At 64.7% G+C, this 15,316-nt stretch carries 12 protein-coding genes; 1 reads left to right on the forward strand and 11 read right to left on the reverse strand.

All coding sequences use genetic code 11. The annotated features are described in order from the left end of the window. The 11 genes from ABFC67_RS10815 to ABFC67_RS10865 all read right to left on the reverse strand — a co-directional run. The coding region (locus tag ABFC67_RS10815; RefSeq protein ID WP_346738103.1) for a GDP-mannose 4,6-dehydratase at positions 1-140 on the reverse strand (140 nt) is incomplete at its 3' end. After that, a complete protein-coding gene (locus ABFC67_RS10820; RefSeq protein ID WP_346738042.1) occupies positions 137-4,339 on the reverse strand; it encodes a glycosyltransferase in 4,203 nt (1,400 codons plus the stop codon). The genes ABFC67_RS10815 and ABFC67_RS10820, both read right to left, overlap by 4 nt. A gap of 3 nt (positions 4,340-4,342) precedes the next feature. After that, complete coding sequence (locus ABFC67_RS10825; protein ID WP_346738043.1) at positions 4,343-5,737, reverse strand: FkbM family methyltransferase; 1,395 nt, start codon at positions 5,735-5,737, stop codon at positions 4,343-4,345. Beyond that, on the reverse strand, positions 5,734-6,957 hold the full coding sequence (locus ABFC67_RS10830) for an ABC transporter ATP-binding protein (RefSeq protein ID WP_346738044.1): 1,224 nt from the start codon (positions 6,955-6,957) through the stop codon (positions 5,734-5,736). The genes ABFC67_RS10825 and ABFC67_RS10830 overlap by 4 nt, the downstream gene beginning before the upstream one ends. Then, on the reverse strand, positions 6,954-7,748 hold the full coding sequence (locus ABFC67_RS10835) for an ABC transporter permease (protein ID WP_346738045.1): 795 nt from the start codon (positions 7,746-7,748) through the stop codon (positions 6,954-6,956). Before ABFC67_RS10835 ends, ABFC67_RS10830 begins: the two co-directional genes overlap by 4 nt. A 49-nt stretch (positions 7,749-7,797) precedes the next feature. Further along, positions 7,798-9,174 carry a glycosyltransferase family 4 protein gene (locus ABFC67_RS10840; RefSeq protein ID WP_346738046.1) on the reverse strand — a complete coding sequence of 459 codons (1,377 nt, stop codon included), beginning with the start codon at positions 9,172-9,174 and terminating at the stop codon, positions 7,798-7,800. 45 nt (positions 9,175-9,219) lie between these two features. Further along, the gene (locus ABFC67_RS10845; protein WP_346738047.1) at positions 9,220-10,380 is read right to left on the reverse strand and encodes a PLP-dependent aspartate aminotransferase family protein; all 1,161 of its coding nucleotides are present in this window, start codon (positions 10,378-10,380) and stop codon (positions 9,220-9,222) included. Between the two features lie 217 nt (positions 10,381-10,597). Then, positions 10,598-11,968 (reverse strand): pyridoxal-phosphate dependent enzyme, encoded by a 1,371-nt coding sequence (locus ABFC67_RS10850; RefSeq protein ID WP_346738048.1) that lies wholly within the window; start codon positions 11,966-11,968, stop codon positions 10,598-10,600. A gap of 142 nt (positions 11,969-12,110) precedes the next feature. After that, entirely contained in the window at positions 12,111-12,338 is a 228-nt protein-coding gene (locus tag ABFC67_RS10855) for a YdcH family protein (protein ID WP_346738049.1), read from the reverse strand. Positions 12,339-12,644: 306 nt separating this feature from the next. Further along, the gene (locus ABFC67_RS10860) at positions 12,645-13,556 is read right to left on the reverse strand and encodes an OmpA family protein (RefSeq protein WP_346738050.1); all 912 of its coding nucleotides are present in this window, start codon (positions 13,554-13,556) and stop codon (positions 12,645-12,647) included. Then, positions 13,556-14,062 carry a DUF4398 domain-containing protein gene (locus ABFC67_RS10865; RefSeq protein WP_346738051.1) on the reverse strand — a complete coding sequence of 169 codons (507 nt, stop codon included), beginning with the start codon at positions 14,060-14,062 and terminating at the stop codon, positions 13,556-13,558. Before ABFC67_RS10865 ends, ABFC67_RS10860 begins: the two co-directional genes overlap by 1 nt. 69 nt (positions 14,063-14,131) lie before the next feature. Between ABFC67_RS10865 and ABFC67_RS10870 the strand changes: the two genes are divergently transcribed. Continuing rightward, positions 14,132-15,244 (forward strand): PilT/PilU family type 4a pilus ATPase, encoded by a 1,113-nt coding sequence (locus tag ABFC67_RS10870; protein ID WP_346738052.1) that lies wholly within the window; start codon positions 14,132-14,134, stop codon positions 15,242-15,244. Positions 15,245-15,316 lie beyond the last annotated feature (72 nt).

Genomic DNA, 15,316 nt, shown 5'->3' on the forward strand with positions numbered 1-15,316 from the left:
CCCAGCTCCTCGATGCGCCAGAAGTTCACCGAACTGGTGCGCCGGTAGGTGCCGTAGACGCGGTAACCCTTGTTCAGCAGCAGGCGCGTCAGGTAGGCGCCGTCCTGGCCGGTGACGCCGGTGATCAAAGCATTTTTCATCCTTCGTCCCTACAATAGGAGCTCGATGACTCGCCGGGGCTCTTCGATTCCGCGCTATCCACGGGCACCCGACCATCTACGCGTTCCAACGTGAATCGCTCGACGCGCACGCACGCCCCCTCACCGGCCTGCACACGGGTTCGAGGGCTCGCGGCGCCATGAGGCACATCGACATAGACATCCACAAGTGGGTCGCCGCGCCGAACTTGCTGCAGCGCACCCTCAAGCACGGGCAGTCCGACGGGATCTAGCAGGAGCTCATAACGCGCCCCCCGCCCTGCGAACACGATTTCTCCATACACCCGGTAACGGTAGCGCCCTGCTTCAACCTTCACCCCGCACCGCGACAACGACACCCCCCCCTGGTCGTCGGCAACTGCAGCTCCACGCTCGAGCCGTCCCGTTTTTGGCGCCACTCGACGATCATACGAGGGGAAACAGTAGCTGGGGCGATCGACCCATGCGGTATACCAGCGCCCCCCGAGCACGACTTCCAGCAACTGCTGCGTAGCCTGGCTCCAGTTGTGCCAACGCAGGGACGTGGAACCAGGCGCCTCTCCGCGAGCACTACAAGACAGCCATGCGTCGATCGCTTCGGCCAGATCGCGCCCATCAAAGCCCGAGAAGTAGAACGCGCCATCGCCGGCGATCTCACGAAACACCGGCAGATCCCGGCAGATGATCGGCAGCCCGTGCTGGGCTCCCTCGATGAGCGGCAAGCCGAAACCTTCGCCCTCGGAGGGAACCAGCAAAGCCCTGCTTGTCGCGTAGAGGCGCGCGAGCAGTTCGTCGCTGGCAGAATCAAACCAGAACAGCCGCCTGCCGCGCTGTGGATGTGAGCGAAGGCGCTCCGTCAGCGCATCCGTCATCCAGCCCTGCTTGCCGACCATGACGAGCGCGATGTTCTCTTGCCGTCGCCACAACACCTCGAATGCATCCAATGCCTGCGCATGGCCCTTGCGCGGCTCGATGGTCCCAACCATCAGCAATGCCGCCTGGCTGGACAGCATCGCCAACGCGCGCAACTCATCTTCACGGATACCCGAACTCGGCGCACTGGAGGCGATGTCCGCGCCAAGATGGAAGTACCCGATACTGAATGGGCGATGCCGGACCGGCTTCACGGCGTCGAGGTGCAGGAGCAACTCATCGGCAACCGCCCGAGAAATGCAGACCGCGCCGTCCCCGACGGTTGCAAGCGTATCGACCCACTTGCCGAAGAGCTCGTATGCATGCGCTGGGAAGCAGTCGGCGCGGATCAAAGGCAGCAGGTCATAAACCACAAAGTAAACCGACGCCCCCTTGTCGCGCATGACGCGGAACTGCGACGCGTTCGCAGGGACCTCCTCCAAGGCCAAGTCGAGGCCGAGGAATATGTCACCCGACTCCACATCGACCAGATCATCCGGGAGACCGATGCTTTCAAGCCCCAGCAGCCGCGCAGTGAAGCCTCGTGCATAGCGATAACGTTCACCAGGTTCCGCAAACACGGGTTCGACGCGATAACCGTCCGGCGGCGAGGTGAGCAGATGGCTCAGGACGCTACGTACCACTCTCTGGATGCCACTCTTCGCGTCACGACGCGCCAGCTCCGACACGTCCACCATTAATTGCCGTGTCGCCACCCTGCGCACGGCGTTGGCCGCAATACCCGAAGCGACCCGTCGAAGGTCACCCTCACTCGGGTAAGGCACATCGTGCATCGCCGCAAGGTCAGCTGCCAGTCGACGCACTCTCTGGCGGCTTCCGGAACCGTGGAACGACTCGATCGCGTCCCGATACATCCGCGCGATGTGGATGGGGTCCAGCTCGGACTGGCAATACTTCCGCGCTCGCTCACCGAGCGCGCGTCGAGAACCCGCATCGAGAGCCAGCCTCTCCAGCGCGGCTGCCAGTTCTCGCGGAGCGACCGCGTCGGGAAGCGAAACGACGGCGTCCTGCGGCAGTTCCGCCATCGAGCCGTGTGCATTGACAATGACCGGCACAGCATGCGCCATGCAGTCGAGGACTGTTCCCGAGGTTTCCCCTCTTGATCGGCTGCGTAGCTGCACCGCTAGATCGGCCACCGCCAGGAACCGCGTATAGGCAGGACGGTCGACGTATCCGGTAATGGTGACTCGTCCAGCCAGTCCGTGGCTGTCGATGATGCCGCGCAGTTCCCGATCGTATTCAGGGTCGTGGCAACCGCCTACAAAGATGAGCCTTGCCGCCGGATCGCGTGCCAGTGCAGATGCTGCCCACGTCTCGATAATCAGGCGGCTGTGCTTCCCGGGGCCGAGGATTCCGAAACTGCATACAACCAAGTCTTCGGCATCGATCCCGAGCGCCTTGCGGGCCTCAACTCGATCCTGGCACTCGGGAAGCGCACGCAAATGCGGAATCACCTTCCAACCTAGACTGGTTCCGGCGCCATACCAGCGATCGGCGAGCGCGCAACTGTGGAGCGAATGGACGATGATGCCGTCCGCATTCTCCAGCACACCCGCATTGCACGGATACATTTCGAGGATCCGCTCGGGATCGTCGGCGGCCTGTCGATCCAGCAGAGCGCGATACCCGTGCGACTCGTAGAGGGCACGCGTCCAGAAACCGGGGGCCTTACCGGCCCACTCGAGGTGGCTGGCAATGCCACCCAAGTGGAAATCGTGCAGGACGACCGTACCGGGAATGCGCTCCAGCAATCCGAACATGTGGCCATGAAAGATGGAGTTCCCGAATTGGTATAGCACCCGATCGTAGCGACCGGCATGCGCCGAGAACCACTCGACTGAACGAGGTACGACATGCTCGCGCACCCACCCATCGGCGACGGTCTCCTGGGCAACCACCGCCTCGATCTCGTAGTGTTCAGCGAGTGCGGGCAACAGCTCCGCGCTGTAGTCGGCAATGCCTGATTTCTCCGGCGGCAGCGGCGACACGAAAGCCAGGCGCGGGCGGGCCGCCGTAGCACCACGTTCGCGGGCAGGAAGGGTCCGTGTGCGTCGTGCGTGAAGATCCCGCATCGCAGATAGAGCTGCCGCCGCACATGCTTCCCAACTGAACTGACGCGCACGCGCCAGTCCGTGCCTGCTGAGGTCTTCGCGAAATGACGCGTCAGTCATGACCTGGGCGAGCTTCGTCGCCATGGCATCTTCGCTGCGTGGATCGAACAACGCGTCTTCGCGTCCGATCACCTCAGGGATGCTCGAAGTGTTGGCGCCGATGACCGGCGCGCCGCAAGCCATGGCTTCAAGCGCCGGCAAGCCGAACCCCTCGTGCAGGGAAGGGAAAACGAATACCTCACACAGGTTGTAGAGCGCCACAAGATCAGAAGCGTCGACGAAGCCGGTGAAGATCACTTCGCCATCGCGAAGCCCAGCCCGCGCCGCGACCGACATCAACTGCAGGCGTTGTTCCGGCCGCACATCGCAAACTATGACGAGCTGGTGCCCCTCGCGTAGGCGTTCAGGCAACTTGGCATAAGCCCCGATCAGGCCAGCGATGTTCTTGCGATAGTCGATGCCTCCCGTATACATCACGAACTGCCCGCCCAAACCCAAGCGCTCCTTCAGCTCGCGCGCTCGCTGCGGAGTTGGCCGTTCCGGGCGGAATGCCGCATCGACCGCGGCTGAAATGGCGGCGACCCGTGCCGGCGCCACACCTAGTTCGAGCACCGCCTCATCGCACGAGTAGCGAGAGATGCCCATGAGCAGGTCAGCACGTTTCAATGCCTCGATCTTCTCGAAATACCAGGCGCGCGTCTGCGCATCCCTCAGGTAGACATCCTGATGAACCATGGGGATGAGGTCGTAGAGCGTTACCGCTACTGCGTAACTACGATCTGCTGGTACCGACGTTACGGTGTCATCGATGAATCCCTCGAAGAGGCTGCTGACATGCACGACATCGGGACGAAGCGAATCCAGGAAGTCCTGACGCACGCGCTCGGCGGCATACCGTCGCCATCGATTCGTGGCCGCGTCGGCACGTGTCGAACCCGTGCCATGCCACGCGATGACGCGTTCACTGGGGAGATATCCAAGCAGCTCTGCCCTTACCGCCTCTACGGAGCCATCGATTTCGCCGTTGAGCGCAACCCATATCTCGTCGTCACCGCATGCCCGTGCCATGGCCTTTGCAAGTGACAGCGAATAACGGCCAATGCCGCGATTCGCGTGCGCACGCGATTGGCATGCCTGAAGATCGATCACGATACGCATGTATCAGGGTTTCCCTCCGGGCCCGCGAGTCGACTCCAAAACGTCCTTAAGAACCATAAGCACCTTGCGCTCACGCGCAGACAGGTCCCTGCCCGCAGAGGTGTCCTCCTGCACGCGCTCAATGGCATCATCGGTAAAAACGGCGCGACCAATGAGAAAGTCACGCAATCTGCGCCGAACCGCGGGGTGGCTGGCTGTCAAGCGGCGAGCGTGCGCGCGAAGCCACGGAACAGCCGCCATTCGCAAGCCGAGACGCCTCGCCCATGCCGCTGCAAACCCCCGGGCCCTTCGCAGCCCTCGCGCCGGAATGCGAAGTAAACGCCCAACGGAGCGAAGTGGCGCGGTCAATCTCCACGACCTGCTCATCAACAGGGCGTCGATCGCAGCATCGCGGACCTGCAGCGCGTGATGCAGGTCATGCCGCTCGGTATCCAGTGCGCTTACCTGCTGTTCAAGCTCGCCAATTCGCCGCCCCCTGTTCTCAGCAGCGACGCGAACGACCTCGATTTGCGCAAGGAGCTCGTCCCGGATCCCTACGACATCCTCGAGCGCACGTTGAATCTCTGCTGCACGCGCCTCGGCAGAATCAAGTTTGCGCAAGGCATCGGCGGATACATCGCGAAAGTGCCGAAGCTCTTCCCCGATGCTTACCGACCTTGCGTGCTCGCCATCCAGTTTCGTCTTCAGCTCATCGGCGTACTTGCGCCCGAGCCATTCTCGATAGGTGATGAAATCGTCAAAGCAATTCGGCGGCACGGCGAACGCGGACCGCCTGTCCCTATGCTCTCTCGAAAGATAGAAACGATTGAGACCGTCGCCGTACGCAAATTCATAACCGCGGGAAGTGAGCAGGTTCTCCCAGCGCGCATGGGTAGCAATCTGCGTGTTCGGCTCCGTCGCTTCAGAGACGATGATCCAGGGCCTGACGCGATCGAGAGACAGGCCACGAAGAACGGCGTCTTCCGCCCCTTCGACGTCGATCTTCAGGAAATGCACCTCGACGACGCCATGAACGGCGCATACCGCGTCGAGTGTAGTGACGGGGACGCTTGACTCCACGACCTCACGCCCATCGCGCCGATGCCGATCGGCGATTTCCACCGACGTCGTCGAAAGACCGGTGCCGATCACCTCGAAGAAACTGGCCACACCTTCATGATCGGAGATGGCAACGCGAAGATTGAGATCGTCGGGTCGCTCTGACTCGAGACGTTCATGCCAATGCCCCACGGGCTCGATGTTGATACCGTGCCAACCGCGCTCATAGAAAAGGCGCGTCACAGAGTCCGTGGTGGGGTCTTGCGCGCCGACATCGATGTAGAAGCCGCGCTCAATATCACCCAGAGCGCGCAGAAGCATGACATCTTCGAAATTCTGCGCGTACGACACCCTGCTCATGCCACGATCTCGATCATCGGGGGCACCCACGCTGATCCCGCAAATGGTGTTCGGGTCATGTTAGACACGGTAAACACGAGTGCCAGATCGCGCCACTCATAGTTGTTCACCAAGTGCGTGTCAGTGCTCACAAGGGCGGTGGACACCGAGTAGCTTCCAGCCCCAAAGTTCATCGGAAACGTCGCACGGTACTCGATGACCTGCCCGGCACGCACATCGTGCAGAGCCTGCCTCGTGTGATGTGTATTCGTACCAAACATCGCTTGACCAAGGCGATCCTTGATCATGTAGCCGAACACCAGGCGCGGCACATCGGCGTGCACGGTCACCCGCACGCGCAGCGTAACAGGCTGTCCGACATCGGCGAGATCGAGCGGTGCGCCGTCGGCATCCACGAGGCAAATCGATTCGACCGTCACCTCACCAGTGCCCGATACCGTCTGTTCGCGCCCGCTCTCATGCCTGAGCGATTTCACCGTGCTGTTCTCGCGCTCCGCAATCAAAGCGTTGTAGAGGTCCATCACCTCCGCAGGATCGCCATCCTTCACCAGCGTGCCCGCATCGAGCAGCAAGGCCCGGTCGCACAGACTCTGCACGGCGCCGCTGTCGTGCGAGACGATCAGAAGCGTGGTGCCTTGTTCGCGGAATTCGCGGATCCGCTTGAAGCACTTGTGCTGGAAATAGGCGTCGCCGACGGAAAGCGCTTCATCGACGATCAGGATGTCGGGGCGGAATGCGGTGGCCACGCTGAAAGCTACGCGCATCTGCATGCCGCTCGAATAGGTGCGCACCGGCTGGTCGAAGTACTCGCCGACCTCCGCGAAAGACTCGATGTCCGGCATGGCGGAGTCGATGGCATCGCGCGGAAAGCCCATCAGGCCCGCCGCGTGAACGACGTTCTCGCGTCCGGTGAGATCGGGATCGAATCCCATGCCGAGCTCGAGGATCGCCGAGATCCTGCCCCGCACTGTCAACATGCCTTCACTGGCGCGCAGCGTTCCCGTGACCAGCTTCAACAACGTGCTCTTCCCTGCGCCGTTCTGGCCGACGATACCGATCGCCTCGCCGGGGGCAACGTCGAAGGACACGCCACGCAGCACCCAATGCTCCGCACGCAAGCGAACCGTAACGCCGAACCAGGAAGCGAAACGCTTCCACTCGCTGCCGTAATCGCGGTAGGCCTTGCCGAGATTGCGCACACTCAACAATGCGTCGCTCACAGCACGTCCACCATTTCGGGTGCTGCCTTTCTGAACAGCAGAAGTGAAATACCCAGCAGCAACACGGAGGCGCTCCCGATCACCGCGAGACCGACCACACCGGGTGCGCGGCCGTACAGGATGACGCTCTGGAAATCAGCCACGAGGTGATACAGGGGGTTGAGCACCAGCACCGATTGCAGCCGCGCGGGAATGATGGTCGGCATGTATACGATCGGCGTGAGCCAAAACAGGAGCTGGAGCACCACGTTCATCACCTGGGCAACGTCGCGTACGAACACGTTGACAACGCCAAGAATCAGCCCTACGCCGAGCGCGAAGACCAAGTTGACCGCGATCAACACGGGTAGCCAGAGCATGTTCGGCCCGGGGAAGTGCCCGACCAGCGCGAACACCCCGGCCGACGCCAGCAGGAGGAGAAAGTTGTTCACGAGCGCCGAGCCGGCCGTTATCACCGGGAGGCACACACGCGGGAAGACGATCTTCTTCATGAGATTGCCGCTCTCGACGAACATCGTCATCGAGCGAGTGAGCACCTCACTGAACAGTGCCCAGGCGATCATGCCAGCCATCAAATAGATCACGTAGGCATAGCGGTTATCGATGCCGGGCAGCTTCGCGGCCAGCACGCGCGACAGAATCAAGGCGTAGATCGCCACCTGTGCCAACGGCTGCAGGATCATCCAAATCGCGCCGAGCCGGCTGCGCGCAAAGCGCGCTCGCAAATCGTTGCGTATCGACGACAGGATGAAGTGGCGATAGCGCCAGATGGCCCGTAGCATTTCGTTCATGTGAAGGTGTCTGTGGATTGGACCTCACCGCGGCAAACGGCCGACAACGCTATATTGCTGTCTCCTGCGCCGTGTCTGTTGTACGTAGCGCCGCGATCTCCCGCAGGCGCGCGACAGCCGCTTCTGCGCAACGCGCACGCGACAGCCGTTCGCGGACACTGGCTGCAGCAGCCGCACCGAGTGCGCGAGCCTGCTCCGGATGGTCGGCCAGGCGGCGCATGTGCGCGGCGGCGGCTTCCACATCAGGCTCGGCCCATTGCTGCCCCTCGGTAAACGCGTATTCGCCTGCTTGCACGTCGACCATGTGGAAATCCACCAGGCAGCTGTTCGCCGTCGACATGAAATCGAGATTGCCGGAATAGCCGGTCGCAATCACGGGCTTACCCAGATACATCGACTCCGCCAGCCCCAGTCCTATGCCCTCCGCTCGGTGCAGAGAGACATAAGCATCGGCACACGCGAGGAATGCGAACATCTCGCCGCGATCCAGGAAGCCGTCGTGCAACATGATGCGTCGGTCGCGCGCCGTCATGCTCGCCAGCTGGGCGAGCTGGTCGGGGAAGCGCTCGCCGTTGATCGACTTGATCACCAAGCGCACGTCGCCGCGTGTCGGCGGGAACGCGGCGCAAAACGCATCGATCACCGCCATGGGATTCTTGCGGGCGAAATACGAGTGAAAATCGAAACTGAACAGGAAAGTAAAACATCCTTCTTCAAGACCCAGATCCCGACGCCCGAGCGCAAGTCCGGGGTCGACATCGATCGCCATGGGAACACACGTCACCGGCTTGCGCGTAACCTTGCGGAACGCCTGCTGCACGAACGACGTGGGCACCCAGATCTCGTCGACAAGGTCAAGCACGGGCAACCATGCTTCCGGTATGCGCTCAAGCTCCCAGAGCCAGAACCCGATCGTGTAGCGCTTCGTGAAAGCTTCACTGCCCGCATGTTCGCGCATCGCAGGAAACTGGTCCGGATTCACGAAGCACAAATTGACCGGGTGGGCCGGCGTGTCGCCAATCCATGGCGCAAGCGAATCGTCGAGCATGCGGCCGGGAATTGGGATGCCCGCATCGAGCAGTGTGGTCGGATAACCGACGCTGAGCAATGCGCGCGCGTAAAGGCGCATGTTTTCAGCGAGGCCAAATCCCCCGCGGACATAGCCGTAAAGGTTGACCCCGGCCCCGTGGTGTTGCGGGCGTGGCCTCCAATCCGCCGGAGCGATCGTCTTCGCGTCGTTCGCGCGTACCGCCACGACAGGCCTTCGCCGCATACCGCCTGCAAACCAGGTTAGCCTGCGGCGAATGCCGGCCCGCACCGGCGCCGGCACCCAAGCGTACACACGCATCAGCGGCGCATAAGCCCGCCCCCGCGCAATCCCGCGCAGCAGTAGGGCTGAGAGCCTGCGGATCATCAATGCCGGCATCAACACACCCTCAATACTCGGCAATCACCCGCACTCCAGCGGGCCTCAAGCAAGCGCTTCGCGCAACTCGGCTTTCAGATCCTCGATATCCTCCACCCCCACCGACAGCCGCACCAGCCCGTCGCTGATGCCGAGCCGCTTGCGGTTGGCCGGCGGCACCGAGGCGTGGGTCATGATCGCCGGGTGTTCGATCAGGCTCTCGACACCGCCGAGCGATTCGGCCAGCGCGAACAGCTCGCAGCGCTCCAGCATGCGCCGCGCCTTTTTCAAGCCGCCCTTGACCTCGATGGTGACGATGCCGCCGAAGCCGTGCATCTGCCGGCGCGCCAGCGCGTGCTGCGGATGCGACTTCAGGCCGGGATAGATCACGCGCCCGACGGCCGGATGCTTCTCCAGCCACTGCGCCAGCTCCAGCGCGTTGGCGCAATGCGCGCGCATGCGCAGGTGCAGGGTCTTCAGGCCGCGCATGGCGAGGAACGCGTCGAAGGGTCCGGCGACGGCGCCGACCGAGTTCTGCAGGAACGCCATCCGCTCGGCCAGCTCGGGATGGTCGCCGACGACCACGATGCCGCCGACCATGTCGGAGTGGCCGTTGATGTACTTGGTCGCCGAATGCAGCACCAGGTGCGCGCCGTGCTCCAGCGGGCGCTGCACCATCGGCGAGCTGAAGGTGTTGTCGACCACCAGGATCAGGCCATGCTTGCGTGCGAATGCGCCGAGCTTCGTCAGGTCGACCAGCTTCAGCATCGGGTTGGTCGGCGTCTCCGCCCAGATCATGCGGGTGTTGGGCTTAAGCGCGGCTTTCAGCGCCTGCAGGTCATTCAGGTCGAGGAAGCTGAAGTCGAGACCGGCGGAACGGCGGCGCACGCGCTCGAACAGGCGGTAGGTGCCGCCGTAGAGGTCGTCCATCGCGATCACGTGGCTGCCCGAATCGAGCAGGTCGAGTACGGTGGCGGCCGCGGCCAAACCGGAAGCGAAGGCGAAGCCCGCCTTGCCGCCCTCGAGGCTGGCGACGCAGCGCTCGTAGGCCATGCGCGTCGGATTCTGCGTGCGCGAATACTCGTATCCCTTGTGCTTGCCGGGGCTCGCCTGGACATAGGTCGAGGTGGCGTAGATCGGCGTCATGATCGCGCCGGTCGTGGGGTCGGGGCTCTGGCCGGCGTGGATCGCACGGGTGCCGAGGCCGAGATTCGGGGCTTTTGTCATGGAATATCTCGCTTCTGCCGGCGGTTGCGCCGGAAAGCTGCCATTGTACCGACGGCGAGGGCCCACTCGCCGTGACCGTCGGCGATTCCCGGGAACCCGACGGTTGCGGAAGCGTTCAGCCGCGACCGGTGCGCTGGTCGGGGCCGAAGCCCCTCCCACGAAAACCCGACGCCATCACCTCTGCAGGAGCGGCTTCAGCCGCGGCCCTGCGACGCGCCTACTGCACCTGCCGCCGCAGGTAGTTGAGCAGGTCGATGCGGGTGATCAGGCCGAGGAACTTGTCGCCGTCCATCACGATGGCGACGTGGCCGGCGTCGAACACCGGCAGCAGCGCCTGGATCTGCGCCTTGACGTCGAGCACGTGCAGCGCGGCGACCATCGCGGTGGAGACGGGGTCGCGGAAACGCTGCTCGTCGGCGTGCACGTGCAGCAGCAGGTCGGACTCGTCGATGATGCCGACGATGCGGTCGCCCTCCATCACCGGCAACTGCGAGACGTCGTACAGCTTCATGCGCTGGTAGGCGGTGGTCAGCGGCTCGTGCGGGCCGACCACCACGGTGTCGCGCTGCGCGTACGGGCGCAGGATCAGGTCGCGCAGGTCGCCGTACTGCGGGCGCGCGAGGAAGCCGTTGTCCAGCATCCAGTAGTCGTTGTACATCTTCGACAGGTACTTGTTGCCGGTGTCGCAGACGAGCGTGACGACGCGCTTGGGCGCGGTCTGCTCGCGGCAGTACTTCAGCGCGGCGGCGAGCAGGGTGCCGGTGGAGGAGCCGCCCAGCACGCCTTCCTTCTGCAGCAGCTCGCGCGCGGTCAGGAAGCTTTCCTTGTCGGTGATGGCGTAGGCCTTCCGGACGCGCGTGAAATCGCTGATCGTCGGCAGGAAGTCCTCGCCGATGCCCTCGACCATCCAGCTCGCCGACTTGATCGAGAGCGTGCCCTCGTTGATGTACTGGGCGAGGATCGAGCCGACCGGATCGGCCAGCACCAGCTCGGTTTGCGGCGAGACGCGCGCGAAGTAGCGCGACAGCCCGGTCATGGTGCCGGACGAGCCGCAGCCGAACACGATCGCATCGACCCTGCCGTCGAGCTGCTCGAAGATCTCCGGGCCGGTGGTTTCCTCGTGCGCGGCCGGGTTGTCCGGATTGCCGAACTGGTTGATGAAGTACGCGCCCGGCGTGTCGTCGGCGATCTTCTTCGCCAAGTCCTGGTAGTACTCGGGGTGGCCCTTGGCGACGTCCGAGCGCGTCAGCACCACCTCGGCGCCCATCGCCTTCAGGTTGAAGATCTTCTCGCGGCTCATCTTGTCGGGCACCACCAGGATCAGGCGGTAGCCCTTCTGCTGCGCGACCAGGGCGAGGCCGAGGCCGGTGTTGCCGGCGGTGCCCTCGACCAGGGTGGCGCCGGGCGCGATCTTCCCGGTACGCTCGGCGGCCTCGATCATCTTCAGGCCGATGCGATCCTTGATCGAACCGCCGGGATTGGCGTTCTCGAGTTTCAGGAACAGCTCGCAGCGGCCGGTGTCGAGGCGCTGCGTCTTCACCATCGGCGTGCGGCCGATCAGTTCGAGGACGCTGGATTGGACCTTCATGCGGGCTCCGTGCGGGCCACCGCCGCGGCGCGGCGCCGCGGCGGTCGGGATGTCGTCGGCTCAGTCTGCCCGCAGGGCGGGCAAGCACGGATGATAACCGAGCCGACGGTCGGCCCGCGATGCGGGCCGCAGGGGAAAACCGTCAGTGCGTGCGTCCTCGGTGCATGTCCCACATGCGAAGCAGGCGGTCCTTGGCCCGCAGCTTTTCACGCTTCATGGTGGTGAGCGTGGTGTCGTCCATGGGCAGCACGCCCAGTTCCGCGTCGCGAACCTTGCTGTCGAGCTCCTGGTGATGCTGATAAAGGCGGCGGAACTCGGTATTCGCCTTCATCAGCGCCTCGACATCTTCACGCTGCTGGTTTTCGAACATCGTCGAACCTCCTCTGGCGTACGACAAGGCGCGGCGCGGCCGCCCCGGGGAAGCGGCGCCGCGGTGGGGGAAGCACAAACGGGAGATGCCGATCCATCGGGCACCCGCGCGCCGCGGAAAACCGGCGCTGGCGGGTGACGGATCGACACGAGGAAGCATGCCTGGGGCCGTGCTCGCGGGAGGGCCGCACGACCCTCCATGAGCCCGACGCTACTCCTTTGCGGAGGGGGGTGCAACCGCGCCCGGCGCCCGCTTCCGGAAATGGCGACTTGTCGTGAAAATAACGCTAAATCAACGTCTTGGCGCTCATCCGCCCTGCAGGCTCACGACCACTCGACCGTCGCCGTGGCCGTTGCTGCCGGCGGTGCTGATGCGGCCGGCGTCGACGCCGGCGCCGACCAGCGCGCCGCGCACGGCATCCGCACGCTGGCGCGCCAGCGCCTTGCTGCCGCCGGTGTCGACGTGGCCTTCGATGCGGATGCGCTTGCCCGGCTCGGCCTGCACGAACTCGACCACGCGGCCGAGATGGCGTTTCGCCTCCGGCCGCAGGCTGGCCTGGCCGGCGGCGAAGATGTCGGCATCCAGGACCATCTGCCGGCCGCGCTCGCCGGGCCGCGCCTCGAGATGGTCGAGGTTGCCCTGCATCGCCGCGACTGCGGCTTCGGCCAGCGAAGCCTCCTGGCGCGCCAGCGCGGCCGCGCGCGACTGCGCCTTGGCCACCTTGTGCGCCTGCTCGGCCTCCTTGCGCGCCTGCTCGGCCTGCTGCGCCGCCTCCTCGCCCTGCGCCTGCAGCCGCGCGGTTTCCTCGGCGGCGGCCAGGTTCTGCAGGCGCTGGCGCTCCAGCTCGGCGCGGGCGGCGTCGGCATCGCGGCGGCTGGCCTCGAGCAGGATGCGGTCGTGCTCGCGCTCGAGCAGGGCCAGCTTGCGCTGGGCGTCCTCGATCTGCGCGGCGGTGGCGGCCAGGTCGACCAGCTTCTCGGCCATGTACAGCGCGTGCGGACGGCCGCGGCGATCGGCGTCGCGCAGGCGCTCCAGCGCATCGCGCGCGCGCGCCTGCTCGGCCTGCGCGTAGCCGCCCATGATCGGATCGGCGGCGAGCTGGCCGAGGCTGGCGCCCAGCCGCTGGTAGTCGAGATCCGGTTTGGCGGCGTGGGCCGCCAGGCCGGTGCAGGCGAGCAGCAGGGCGGCCAGCGTCAGCGAAACGTACTTGCGCAGCATCAGGGCCGGCCTCCGGAAGTCGTCGTGTCCTGGCCGTCGCCGGCGGGCGGCGGCGTGCTGCTGGCCGGCGCGGGTGCCAGCTCGATCTGCGGCAACTGCACGCCGCCGCTGCTGCTGGAGGGGGCCGGCGCGGCCACGGCGTGGTCGAGCACGTCGGCGCGCAGCTTTGCGTTCTGCGCGCTGCGGTCCTGCACGTCCCCGCGCAGCTTGGCCAGCCGCGCCTTGGCGCGCGCCAGCTCGCCCGCCACCCCGGCCTCGTCGGCGAGGTCGGCGGCATCGGCGTACTTCTTCGCCGCCATCGCCGCCTTGGCGGCGTCCAGCCTCTGCTCGGCGAAGCCGAGGTCGACCGGCGCGTAGTCGCGGGCCTCGGCGGCACGCGCGGACTCCACCTGCGCCTGGGCCCGCGCCAGCGCGTCGGTCGGCGGCGGGGCCGTGCTGCAGGCGGCCAGCGCCAGCAGCGCCAAAAGCGGAAGCGGGTATTGGATTTTCGGAAACATACGTGCCATAAACGAAACCCTGCGAAGCGCGGGCTATTGTGGGGAACCCGCGTCCACCATTGCAATGCAGGCGGTCACATGGATATCGGTTACTTCCTGAAGCTGATGGTCGACAAGGGCGCGTCGGACATGTTCCTGACGACGGGCGCCCCGGTGAACATCAAGGTCGAGGGCAAGCTCTACCCCCTCGGCAACACCGGCCTGCCCAGCGGCATGGTCAAGAAGATCGCCTACTCGCTGATGGACGAGGGCCAGGTGCCGCAGTTCGAGCGCGACCTCGAGCTGAACATGGCGATCGCGGTCAAGGACGCCGGCCGCTTCCGCATCAACGTGTTCAAGCAGCGCGGCGAGATCGGCATGGTGATCCGCGCGATCAAGAGCGAGATCCCGACCGTCGATCAGCTCAAGCTGCCGCAGATCTTCAAGGACATCATCATGGAGCCGCGCGGCCTGATCCTGGTGGTCGGCGCCACCGGCTCGGGCAAGTCGACCACGCTGGCGGCGATGATCGACCACCGCAACTCGAACTCCTCGGGCCACATCCTCACCATCGAGGATCCGATCGAGTACCTGCACCGGCACAAGAAGTCGATCGTCAACCAGCGCGAGGTCGGCCTCGACACGCACAGCTACCACGAGGCGCTGAAGAACGCGATGCGCGAGGCGCCGGACGTGATCATGATCGGCGAGATCCGCGACGTCGACACGATGGAAGCGGCGATCGCGTTCTCCGAGACCGGCCACATCTGCCTCGCCACCCTGCACTCCAACAACGCCGACCAGACCATCGAACGCATCCTCAACTTCTTCCCGGAGTCGGCGCACAAGAACATCCTGATGAACCTGGCGCTGAACCTGAAGGCGGTGATCAGCCAGCGCCTGGTGGTCGGCAAGGACGGCCGCCGCGTGCCGGCGGTCGAGGTGCTGATCAACACGCCGCACATCCGCGACCTGATGCGCCGCGGCCAGATCCACGAGATCAAGGAAGCGATGGACCGCAGCCTGCAGGACGGCATGCAGACCTTCGACCAGTCGCTGTACCGGCTGTACAAGGAGGGCAAGGTCGAACTGGAAGAGGCGCTCAGCAAGGCCGATTCGCGCGACGGCCTGGCGCTGAAGATCCGCCTCGCCGAAGGCGGCAACAGCAACACGCTGGGCGAAACGGACCCCTACGACGTCAACGCGTTCTGAGGCTCGGGGCTCGGGAAAAGCGTAGCGCGCAGCGTGCGCTCCGCTTACGTCCCGGGGGCAATCCACGCAACC

Source organism: Mizugakiibacter sp. (genome assembly GCF_039680435.1).
GTDB lineage: Bacteria > Pseudomonadota > Gammaproteobacteria > Xanthomonadales > Rhodanobacteraceae > Mizugakiibacter.

Coding starts and splice junctions, on each gene's coding strand:
- ABFC67_RS10820 (WP_346738042.1), bottom strand. CDS start 4,339: ATGCGTATCGTGATCGATCTTCAGGCATGCCAATCGCGTGCGCACGCG.
- ABFC67_RS10850 (WP_346738048.1), bottom strand. CDS start 11,968: ATGAAGGTCCAATCCAGCGTCCTCGAACTGATCGGCCGCACGCCGATG.
- ABFC67_RS10860 (WP_346738050.1), bottom strand. CDS start 13,556: ATGCTGCGCAAGTACGTTTCGCTGACGCTGGCCGCCCTGCTGCTCGCC.
- ABFC67_RS10840 (WP_346738046.1), bottom strand. CDS start 9,174: ATGCCGGCATTGATGATCCGCAGGCTCTCAGCCCTACTGCTGCGCGGG.
- ABFC67_RS10855 (WP_346738049.1), bottom strand. CDS start 12,338: ATGTTCGAAAACCAGCAGCGTGAAGATGTCGAGGCGCTGATGAAGGCG.
- ABFC67_RS10845 (WP_346738047.1), bottom strand. CDS start 10,380: ATGACAAAAGCCCCGAATCTCGGCCTCGGCACCCGTGCGATCCACGCC.
- ABFC67_RS10870 (WP_346738052.1), top strand. CDS start 14,132: ATGGATATCGGTTACTTCCTGAAGCTGATGGTCGACAAGGGCGCGTCG.
- ABFC67_RS10835 (WP_346738045.1), bottom strand. CDS start 7,748: ATGAACGAAATGCTACGGGCCATCTGGCGCTATCGCCACTTCATCCTG.
- ABFC67_RS10825 (WP_346738043.1), bottom strand. CDS start 5,737: ATGAGCAGGGTGTCGTACGCGCAGAATTTCGAAGATGTCATGCTTCTG.
- ABFC67_RS10865 (WP_346738051.1), bottom strand. CDS start 14,062: ATGGCACGTATGTTTCCGAAAATCCAATACCCGCTTCCGCTTTTGGCG.